Genomic DNA, 7,585 nt, shown 5'->3' with positions numbered 1-7,585 from the left:
GGAGCTGAAGACGGCCACGTGGTGCTGCCGCAGAAAGGCCCGATTCTGGAAGTACGGCACGCCCATGCCGATGCCCAGGGCCTTCGCCTCGCGGCTTCTCGCAATGACGCATCCATCGTTGTTCGACAGCACCACCACCGGCCGCCCGTTCAGCTCTGGTCGGAACAGCCGCTCGCAGCTGCAGTAGAAGGAGTTGCAGTCGATCAATGCGTAGACGCTCATGGCCGGAGGTCTCGCATCAGGAAGTCCACCACGCCCCAGAGCTCCACTTCGCCGACCAGGTCGAGAGGCCGCGGGTGGCCATCACGCCCTATCGTCGCCAGCAGTTGCTGCCGCTCTTGGGTGGTCAGCACCGTGCAGAGCCGGTGCTCACAGTCGGCCACCACGATCACCGCGCGCCCGGGCTCGACATCGGCGGCACGGTCCACGACCAGGACATCCCCCTGGTGGATGCTCAGCCCCGCAAGGGCCTCGCTGTTCACCAACCAGAGCCAGAGGTTGGGTGCGCCCCAGCCGATCGCCTCATCGATCGAGAGTGGCAGCTGTGCGTGATCCTCGGCCGGGCTCTGGAAGCCGGTGATCCTCAGCCGCGCCTGGGAGAGCGCGAGCTGCGCGAGTCTGCGACCCCGTGTCTTAAAAGCGTCCATGATGGCACCTTGATACTGTACATTTAAACAGTATAGGTGCTGGCTTCAGAGACAGGTCAACAGACGAAGCGACGAGTGGTGTCTACTAGCGAGGAGGTAAGGGACCGACAGCCCACCGCAGGCTGCGCGTCAGAAGCAGGATGCGCCTTTGGTCGGCGCTGGAAAGGTGACGGAAGGCATCGAGCATCTCTCGCTCGACCTCCACCAGGCGCGTAGCGTCTTCTCGACGTTGTCGCGGCTCAGCCTGGGTGTAACTCACCTGCTCCATGGTTGCATGACCCTCACATTACTGTATTTGTATACAGTACATTTTGTGACGTAGGTCGCCAACCCTTGAGGGTTACTTAATACGAAAAGCCCGGCGTAGAGGCCGGGCTTGCAGATCAGGACTTGGGACAGCGGGCAAGCGCTCGCTGGATCATCTCCGTAGGTGGTGGGACTTTCCAGGTCGTGCCAGTGCCAACCGATTTCGGATCGTCGCGCCAGATCTCGGTCAAATCACGCCAGCCCATCTTCGCTGCCTTGGACCGTGCTGATCCATTAACGGCGTAGGTGGTGTCGCCAACGCGCACCACGGTATACGCCGGTGGCTCGCAGTCCAGCAGCACGGCAGGCACGGTAAATGGCCATTCCTGGCCGTACTCTTCTGCCGTGATCTTCTCGCCATGTGCAGTGGACGGCGCACCCAGAACCTTGATGAAAAACCAACCTGCGACCGTGATGAACACCAGACCGTAGAAGTAGTGCTTCAGACGGATACCTGGATTCTTTACCCCGCAACCAGGGCAAACCTTGGCCGTCGGCGCCACCTGGTGGCTACAGGTCTTACAGGGCGTCAGCGCCATGCGACACCTCCTGAAAAGGAGGCAGGGAGGCAACTCGCGAGCGAGCGATGGTGATGGGTCATGGAACTACTCCTTGTGGAATCCATGCTTCCCGGCCCCCATGGCCGGGGCCGACAGGGCCTACGCCTTGCCGGAATCCAGTGCGCCGTCTGCTGCAGCCAGGGCGAAGGCCATGCGGCGCGCGGCGTCTTTGCTGATTTCAGACATTCCCCGGAAATAGGTAACGAGCTCTCGCTCGTCATCCGACAGTGCAGCTTCAAGGGCGGGCATTCGATCGCCAGTCATCACGTACCAAATGTCGATGCCGAGACGTTTTGCCTTCAGAAGATAGAGCGCATCAGGCGCTCTTTCCCCTTTTTCGTAGGCGTACTGGGTGTTTTTCCCAACCTCTAGGGAAGCGCCAAAATCCGTCTGGTTGGGACCGAGGCGGAGTCGCTCCTCCCGCAGCCGAGACCCAATTCCCAACATATCGTCCATTAGACCCTTGACACTCCCCGTATATAGGGAAACACTAGCGGCGAATTCACACGAAACCACACGTAATCACACGAAGCCGAACTATGCCGAACGGATACCCAACAGAGCAAGCTTGTGACGCTGCACGCGACCGCCTGAAGCGTCTCGGGTTGAGTGCCAAGGAATGGGCGCAACAGAACGGACTGACCCCGAGCACGGTATACGCGGTGCTCAACGGCCAGAAAAAGTGCCTGCGAGGCGAGTCGCACCGTGCTGCCGTATTGCTCGGCATCAAGGACGGCGAGACCTCACCTGTGGCGGAACGATAGGGCCATCCGGCCCAGGGAGATACTGGAAGATGAAACGCCCCGCCCTAGAAACCCGCCGCCAGGTCATCAGTGCCGTGATCTGCGCTTACCCAGGTGGTCGCGAGTGCGCCGCAGCACGCCTCGGCTTGCCGCTCAAGAAGTTCGATAACCACGCCTACGAAACCGCTGGTTGCCGCCCGCTGAGTGATGCCCAGATCCTGCTGCTCGAGCAGGAGACCGGCACCACCCACCTGGTGGACTACCTGGCCTCTCAGTACGGCGGCTTTTTCGTGCGCCAGGCCGAGATCGGCGACCTGGACAACCTAGACCTCTACGCCCGCTCGGTGAAGACCGCGGTCAAGCGCGGGCTGGTGGACCAGATCATCGGCCAGGCGCTCGAGGACGGCGTCATCGATGCGAAGGAGATCGAGCAGATCCTCGGCGCGCATCGCCGGCATATGGCGGCGCGTGAGGAAGAAGTCTGGGCGGTGATCACGCTGCACGCGGCTAAAGCAACGGATCCAAAACACTAGCCAGACGGCGAACCCTGAAAGCCTGCCAGGACAGCGGGCACGTAGTCGGCGCGGAGCGCCAGAAACCGGCCAGGCCGGAGCCGCCACAGGCGGCAGGGAAGATAGATGGCTTTGTTCAAGAAACAGAAGAAGGGGCAGTTCTGGTGCTGCTTCTGCGGTGCGCCCCTGGTCTGCCGGACCAGCTGGTTTGCCCACGTATTCCTGCGGCAACAGGTTTTCCAGTGTCACTTCGCGCCCTGCAGCGCGTCGTTTTATGCCCACACCGAGCTGACCCACCTGGCCAGCCCGAGTGGATTGCCGAATGCGCCGGCTTGCGAGTTACCACCCAGCACCAGCCACCTCAACGCCATGGCGCAGAAGGTGTACGAGAACAACTTGGTCATCTGCGAAGAGCAGCTGAGCTTGCTCCAGGACGAGATCGACGAAGACCAGCAGCAGCACGTCAGAGAGGACATCGCATCGTGACCACCACCAACCACCCCGCCGACTACCTCGACACCATGCAGGCTGCTGCCCTGGCCTACATGCGCAACCACGAAGCCAAGCACCTCGGCCGCAGCCAAGCCCTGCAGGATGCAGCCGCCGCGCATCTGCAGCTGATGGGCGTGCCCCAACACACTGCCGAGCGCCTAGTCGCCCGCGCCAGTGATCAACTCGAAGCCCTCAAGGGCCACCGCTTCCTAGACATCGATGCCAGCACCGGCGACGTCGTCGTCTTGGTCAATCCGGCCACTGGCCTGCGCTACTGCATTCCGGTCGTGGAAATCTTCGACGCTCTGATCGACGAAGACCCCGGCACGCGACAGAACGCCTCCCGCTAAGCCCCTGAATACCTGATCCATGCCCGCCTTGCGTGGGTATGGGTGAACTGCGCCTTTTTGCAGCGAGAAACATCATGCCGAACACCCTCAAAGTCCACCTCGAGCTGCCGGCCGAAGCCGCCGAAGCCTTCGCCCGCTGGCTTCAAGGCCGAGCCGACTACACCGTCCAGCAGCACTGGGGTGAGCCGCGCTACGTGCGTATCGAGGACGTCACCAACCGCCGCGCCGCCATCCTCCGCCGCTTCCCCTCCCAGCTCGCCGCCGACCAGACCGCCCGCTTGATCCGCGCTCAGCTCGCCACCCAGGAGGCCAACTGATGCGCCGCCAGCTCGATGTCACCCTTCACCGCAACGCCGGCCAGCCTCTGGTCGTTTCCAATGACGGCGCCCTGGGCAAGGAAGACTTCTGGACCCCCGCCGATCTGCGCGAGCTCGCCCGCGCCTTGAACATCCTGGCCACCGACGCCGAACGCCATGAGGGCAGCGATCTGCGCCTGGTGCGCGACCTCGGTACCGGCCGCGCGGCGGAGTTCTGAGCATGTACCAAATGGACCACCAGCTCCGCGCCGACGTGCTGCAGCGCCTCGAGGCTGACCTCGGCCTGCGGCACATCAACGGCACGGACTACATGCGCAAGGGCACCTGCCCGGCGTGCCACAAGACCGAGCTCTACACCAGCCACGCCAATCCCTGGGTGGTGAAGTGCGGCCGCGAGGCGAAGTGTGGCCAGACCTGGCACGTCAAGGAGCTCTATAGCGACCTGTTCGAGGACTGGTCCGAGCGCTTCAAGCCCACCAACGACGCCCCGGCCGCCAGTGCCGATGGCTACCTCCAGTTCGCCCGCGGCTTCGATCTGGGCCTGATCAAAGGCTGGTACACCCAGGAGAACTACTGGGACCGCGACCTCGGCATCGGCTCGGCCACCGTGCGCTTTGAAATGCCCGCCGGCGGCTACTGGGAACGGCTGATCGATCGCCCGAACCGCTTCGGCAGCAAGAAGGCCCGCTTCAAGCCGGCCTGGAGCTACAAGGGCAAGCTCTGGGTGCCGCCGACCGTCGACCTGCTGCAGGTCCAGGAGCTGTGGATCGTCGAAGGGATCTTCGACGCCATCGCCCTGCTGCATCACGGCATCCACGCCGTCTCCATGATGTCGAGCGCGCCCTTCCCCGAGGAAGCCCTCAAGGAGCTGGCCCGTACCCGCGGCCCCAAGCTGCCGAAACTGGTCTGGGCCCTGGATAACGAGCCGACCGCCCGGGAGAACATCCGCAAGTGGGTACGCCTGGCCAAGGACCTCGGCTATCGCAACCAGGAAGCCGCTCAGATTCCGCAACCAGGTGGCCGCAAGGTCGACTGGAACGATCTGCACCAGCGCTGGATGTTCGAGAAAGAGGACAAGCGCAAAGACCGCATTGAGCGCGACCTGGAGATCGCCCACCACCAGGGCACCCTGCTGCTGGCCGATTCCCCCAAGGAGAAAGCGCTGCGGATCTACGGATTCGAGGAAGCGAGCAGCGAGTTCTACTTCGACTTCGGCAACCGCATGTACTGGGCCAAGTTCGACCTCAGCAAGCTGGACGAAGAGCAGCGCGCCATCCTGGACAGCGACGAGCCCGAGGACCGGATGCTCAACGAAAACAGCGCCCGCCGCCGCGCCTTGGAGAACGTCTGCTCGCTCAAGCTGCTGGCCAACTGCAACTTCGAGACCCTCTACAAGCAGATCAGCGAATCCACCGGCGAGGCCTGGTACTACCTCCGCGTGAACCCGCCCCACGACGGCCCGGCCGAGAAGCTGGCCTTCACGCCCAAGCAGATGGCCTCGAGCGGTGAATTCAAGGCCAAGCTCTTGCACGCCGGCGCCACCTGGCTCGGCACCCAGAAGCACCTGGACCAGATCGTCATCACCCAAACCGAGGGCGTGAAGACCGTCGAGACCATCGACTTCATGGGCTACAGCAAGGACCACCAGGCCTACATTTTCAACGACATCGCCTGCCACAACGGCAACGTGGTCAAGGCCAACAGCGAGGACTACTTCGAGCTGGGCAAGCGCCGGGTGAAGTCCCCGTCGCTCTTGAAGATCAAGGCGCAGCCCGATAGCACCGGCTACCGCGAAGACTGGTTGCCCAAGCTCTGGCTATGCTTCGGCGCCAAGGGCCTGATCACCCTTACCTACTGGTTCGGCTCCCTCTTCGCCGAGCAGATCCGCGGCCAGTACGAGAGCTTTCCCTTCCTGGAAGTGACTGGCGAGCCCGACGCCGGCAAATCCACCCTGCTGGTCTTCATCTGGAAGCTGTTCGGCCGCAACTACGAAGGTTTCGACCCGACCAAGGGCTCGGCCTCTGGCCGCAGCCGCGCCATGGGCCAGGTTGCCGGCATGCCGGTCGTGCTCCTCGAGGGCGACCGCAACAGCGATGCCGCCAACACCAAGAGCTTTGACTGGGACGAGCTGAAGGACTTCTTCGGCGGCGGTCTGCTGCGGACCCGCGGCGTCAAGAACAACACCAACGAAACCTACGAGCCGCCTTTCCGCGGGACCATCGTCATCAGCCAGAACGCGCCGGTTACGGGCCACGAAGCCATCCTCTCGCGGATCGTGAAGCTGCACTTCACCAAGCCCAAGATCACCGAGGCCAGCAGCGCGGCCGCGGACGCCATCAACCTGATGGAGATCGAGGAGCTGAGCCACTTCCTGGTCAAGGCCATCAAGGCCGAGCCCCAGGTCATGGCCCTATTCGCCGAGCGCTATCCGCACCACCGCCAGCGGCTGCGCAAGATGAGCGCCCTGCGCTCGGCCCGGGTGGTGAAGAACCACGCCATGATCCTGGCCCTGGTGGACTGCCTGGCCCTGATCCTGCCGCTGAGCGAGACCCAGCTGGCTGCCTGTGATCAGCAGCTGCTGCAGATGGCCATGGAGCGCCAGAGCGCGATCAGCGCCGATCCAGCCGAGCTGGACGAATTCTGGGCCGTGTACGACTACCTGGAATCGCGCGGCGACCACGCCATGGTCAACCACGCCAAGAAGCCCGACGAGCTGATCGCCATCAACCTCAACCAGTTCGCCGAGAAGGCCGCTGAGTTCAAGCAGAAGATCCCGGACCTCAACACCCTGCGCCGCATGCTGCCCGATTGCCGCCGGCACAAGCTCCTGGGCATCAACGTTTCCACGTCCAGTGCGATTCGCACCCGCGAAATGCTGCGCAACCCCCTGAGCGAGAAGAAAGAACCCAACGTGAAGTGCTGGCACTTCAAGCCCTGATCCGCCCACCCCAAGGAGAGACACCATGCAGCAATACCACTACCGCTCCACAGACCCTGCAGTCGTCGCCATCGTCCAGGACTGCTTCAACCAGCGCCAAGCCCTGCGGCTCGCTGCTGATCGTCTGGGCGAGGCCTTCGGCGGTGAGGTCGCCCTGCTGCGCTCCACGACCGACGTCATGCCCGGCGGCATAAAGCTCAAGGGAGGCCAGGAGCTGGACGTCCACTGGTGCCGACCTGATCAGTGGGGCTTCCGCCGCCTGCGCGTCAAGCCGAAGACGGCCAAGGGCATGCCCAAGGCGGAGCGAGAAGCCCTCCAGGTCGAGCACCAGCGTCTGGTCCAGCTGTGGCAGGAGCACTGCCCGGCGTCGCTCGACGTGCATGCGTTCTGGGATCGCCTGGGCGTGAACACCGGCAACCTGCTGCTCAGCGGCGGCCTGTTCTTCACCCAGCACGGCTCGGCCTACTTCTGCCTGGGCTTCTGCATCGACCAGGACAAGCACCTGGCCAACGTCGCCGCAGGCAAGCCCAGCGCCGGCTGGATCGACGGTGCTGAGGAGATCCTGCCCAGCCACTACGACGCCGCCCGCCGCGACTACAACCGGGAGGCAGCTTGAGGGCCGGGAGCGTCCAACTGTTCGTGATCGAGGAGAGAAGGTCCGGATTCGCTGAAGGGACGCCGGAAAGCAAGAGGCCTGGGGAGCGCCAACTCGCCCAGGCC

General features: G+C 63.5%; 11 protein-coding genes and 1 pseudogene. 8 read left to right on the top strand and 4 right to left on the bottom strand.

The window, feature by feature from the left end; genetic code table 11:
* From C722_RS0111305 to C722_RS0111285, 4 genes and pseudogenes are all read right to left on the bottom strand, one after another.
* Positions 1 to 222: pseudogene (locus tag C722_RS0111305) on the bottom strand (DNA polymerase V subunit UmuC); the annotation flags it as partial.
* Positions 219 to 647 carry a hypothetical protein gene (locus tag C722_RS0111300; protein ID WP_017640603.1) on the bottom strand — a complete coding sequence of 143 codons (429 nt, stop codon included), beginning with the start codon at positions 645 to 647 and terminating at the stop codon, positions 219 to 221. The pseudogene C722_RS0111305 and the gene C722_RS0111300, both read right to left, overlap by 4 nt.
* 383 nt (positions 648 to 1,030) lie before the next feature.
* The gene (locus C722_RS25440; protein ID WP_017640601.1) at positions 1,031 to 1,492 is read right to left on the bottom strand and encodes a DUF2511 domain-containing protein; all 462 of its coding nucleotides are present in this window, start codon (positions 1,490 to 1,492) and stop codon (positions 1,031 to 1,033) included.
* A 120-nt stretch (positions 1,493 to 1,612) separates the two neighbouring features.
* On the bottom strand, positions 1,613 to 1,969 hold the full coding sequence (locus tag C722_RS0111285) for a helix-turn-helix domain-containing protein (protein WP_017640600.1): 357 nt from the start codon (positions 1,967 to 1,969) through the stop codon (positions 1,613 to 1,615).
* Positions 1,970 to 2,052: 83 nt separating this feature from the next.
* On the opposite strand from C722_RS0111285, the gene C722_RS25745 reads away from it, so the two are divergent.
* The 8 genes from C722_RS25745 to C722_RS0111250 all read left to right on the top strand — a co-directional run bounded on the left by C722_RS25745 (position 2,053) and on the right by C722_RS0111250 (position 7,481).
* Positions 2,053 to 2,277 (top strand): DNA-binding protein, encoded by a 225-nt coding sequence (locus C722_RS25745; RefSeq protein ID WP_017640599.1) that lies wholly within the window; start codon positions 2,053 to 2,055, stop codon positions 2,275 to 2,277.
* A gap of 29 nt (positions 2,278 to 2,306) precedes the next feature.
* A complete protein-coding gene (locus C722_RS0111280) occupies positions 2,307 to 2,789 on the top strand; it encodes a YmfL family putative regulatory protein (protein ID WP_017640598.1) in 483 nt (160 codons plus the stop codon).
* 105 nt (positions 2,790 to 2,894) lie between these two features.
* A complete protein-coding gene (locus C722_RS0111275) occupies positions 2,895 to 3,254 on the top strand; it encodes a hypothetical protein (RefSeq protein ID WP_017640597.1) in 360 nt (119 codons plus the stop codon).
* Positions 3,251 to 3,610: a hypothetical protein gene (locus C722_RS0111270; protein WP_017640596.1), complete on the top strand. Its 360-nt coding sequence runs from the start codon at positions 3,251 to 3,253 to the stop codon at positions 3,608 to 3,610. Before C722_RS0111275 ends, C722_RS0111270 begins: the two co-directional genes overlap by 4 nt.
* Positions 3,611 to 3,684: 74 nt before the next feature.
* On the top strand, positions 3,685 to 3,927 hold the full coding sequence (locus C722_RS0111265) for a hypothetical protein (RefSeq protein ID WP_017640595.1): 243 nt from the start codon (positions 3,685 to 3,687) through the stop codon (positions 3,925 to 3,927).
* Positions 3,927 to 4,145 (top strand): hypothetical protein, encoded by a 219-nt coding sequence (locus tag C722_RS0111260; RefSeq protein ID WP_017640594.1) that lies wholly within the window; start codon positions 3,927 to 3,929, stop codon positions 4,143 to 4,145. Before C722_RS0111265 ends, C722_RS0111260 begins: the two co-directional genes overlap by 1 nt.
* 2 nt (positions 4,146 to 4,147) lie before the next feature.
* Complete coding sequence (locus tag C722_RS0111255) at positions 4,148 to 6,865, top strand: toprim domain-containing protein (protein WP_017640593.1); 2,718 nt, start codon at positions 4,148 to 4,150, stop codon at positions 6,863 to 6,865.
* A 25-nt stretch (positions 6,866 to 6,890) separates the two neighbouring features.
* On the top strand, positions 6,891 to 7,481 hold the full coding sequence (locus tag C722_RS0111250; RefSeq protein ID WP_017640592.1) for a hypothetical protein: 591 nt from the start codon (positions 6,891 to 6,893) through the stop codon (positions 7,479 to 7,481).
* Positions 7,482 to 7,585: the final 104 nt, after the last annotated feature.

The sequence above is a fragment of the Pseudomonas sp. 313 genome (assembly GCF_000316965.1).
Lineage (GTDB): Bacteria > Pseudomonadota > Gammaproteobacteria > Pseudomonadales > Pseudomonadaceae > Chryseomonas > Chryseomonas benzopyrenica.
Note: the sequence above shows the minus strand (reverse complement) of the source record. Positions and strands in the feature narration are given on the sequence as shown.

Excerpts from the sequence above, each read along its gene's own strand:
- C722_RS0111300 (WP_017640603.1), bottom strand. The coding sequence starts at position 647 with ATGGACGCTTTTAAGACACGGGGTCGCAGACTCGCGCAGCTCGCGCTC.
- C722_RS25440 (WP_017640601.1), bottom strand. The coding sequence starts at position 1,492 with ATGGCGCTGACGCCCTGTAAGACCTGTAGCCACCAGGTGGCGCCGACG.
- C722_RS0111285 (WP_017640600.1), bottom strand. The coding sequence starts at position 1,969 with ATGGACGATATGTTGGGAATTGGGTCTCGGCTGCGGGAGGAGCGACTC.
- C722_RS25745 (WP_017640599.1), top strand. The coding sequence starts at position 2,053 with ATGCCGAACGGATACCCAACAGAGCAAGCTTGTGACGCTGCACGCGAC.
- C722_RS0111280 (WP_017640598.1), top strand. The coding sequence starts at position 2,307 with ATGAAACGCCCCGCCCTAGAAACCCGCCGCCAGGTCATCAGTGCCGTG.
- C722_RS0111275 (WP_017640597.1), top strand. The coding sequence starts at position 2,895 with ATGGCTTTGTTCAAGAAACAGAAGAAGGGGCAGTTCTGGTGCTGCTTC.
- C722_RS0111265 (WP_017640595.1), top strand. The coding sequence starts at position 3,685 with ATGCCGAACACCCTCAAAGTCCACCTCGAGCTGCCGGCCGAAGCCGCC.
- C722_RS0111260 (WP_017640594.1), top strand. The coding sequence starts at position 3,927 with ATGCGCCGCCAGCTCGATGTCACCCTTCACCGCAACGCCGGCCAGCCT.
- C722_RS0111255 (WP_017640593.1), top strand. The coding sequence starts at position 4,148 with ATGTACCAAATGGACCACCAGCTCCGCGCCGACGTGCTGCAGCGCCTC.
- C722_RS0111250 (WP_017640592.1), top strand. The coding sequence starts at position 6,891 with ATGCAGCAATACCACTACCGCTCCACAGACCCTGCAGTCGTCGCCATC.